Origin of the sequence: Streptomyces sp. NPDC012825 (assembly GCF_042900925.1) — a bacterium.
In the GTDB taxonomy this organism is placed as follows: Bacteria; Actinomycetota; Actinomycetes; order Streptomycetales; family Streptomycetaceae; genus Streptomyces.
Genome location: NZ_JBIBBZ010000050.1, coordinates 1 through 1,139 on the forward strand (window position 1 = coordinate 1; position 1,139 = coordinate 1,139).

The window sequence follows — 1,139 nt, forward strand, 5'->3', positions numbered from 1 at the left end:
TTCGACCTGTATCGGCCTTCCGAGGAGCACGACATGCTCCGGGAGTCGGTGCGTGCGCTGGCGGAGGCGAAGATCGCGCCGTTCGCGGCGGCGGTGGACGAGGAGGGGCGGTTCCCGCAGGAGGCCCTGGACGCCCTGGTCGCCAACGACCTGCACGCGGTGCACGTGCCCGAGGCGTACGGCGGCGCGGGCGCGGACGCGCTGGCGACGGTGATCGTGATCGAGGAGGTGGCCCGGGTGTGCGGGTCGTCCTCGCTGATCCCGGCGGTCAACAAGCTGGGCTCGCTGCCGGTGGTCCTGTCCGGTTCGGAGGAGCTGAAGGCGAAGTTCCTCGGTCCGCTGGCCAAGGGCGACGCGATGTTCTCCTACGCCCTGTCGGAGCCGGACGCGGGTTCGGACGCGGCGGGGATGAAGACCCGCGCGGTGCGCGACGGCGACTTCTGGGTCCTCGACGGCGTCAAGCGCTGGATCACCAACGCCGGGGTCTCGCAGTACTACACGGTGATGGCCGTCACCGACCCCGACAAGCGCTCCAGGGGCATCAGCGCCTTCGTGGTCGACAAGGACGACGAGGGGGTCTCCTTCGGCGCGCCGGAGAAGAAGCTCGGCATCAAGGGCTCACCCACCCGTGAGGTCTACCTCGACAACGTCCGCATCCCCGCGGACCGGATGATCGGGGCGGAGGGCACCGGGTTCGCCACCGCGATGAAGACCCTGGACCACACCCGCATCACGATCGCCGCCCAGGCCCTCGGCATCGCCCAGGGCGCCCTGGACTACGCCAAGGGCTACGTCACCGAGCGCAAGCAGTTCGGCAAGCCCATCGCCGACTTCCAGGGCGTGCAGTTCATGCTCGCCGACATGGCCATGAAGCTCGAGGCCGCCCGCCAGCTCACCTACGCCGCCGCCGCCAGGTCCGAGCGCGTCGACGGTGACCTGACCTTCTTCGGCGCCGCCGCCAAGTGCTTCGCCTCCGACGTCGCCATGGAGGTCACCACCGACGCCGTCCAGCTCCTGGGCGGCTACGGCTACACCCGCGACTACCCCGTCGAACGTATGATGCGCGACGCCAAGATCACCCAGATCTACGAAGGCACCAACCAGATCCAGCGCATCGTCATGGCCCGCAACCTCCCGTA

1 protein-coding gene is annotated in these 1,139 nt (G+C 69.3%); it reads left to right on the forward strand.

From position 1 onward, the window contains the following. Positions 1 to 1,139, forward strand: a 1,139-nt coding sequence (locus ACFY7E_RS32865) for an acyl-CoA dehydrogenase family protein (RefSeq protein WP_389491514.1), incomplete at both ends; no start/stop codon positions are given.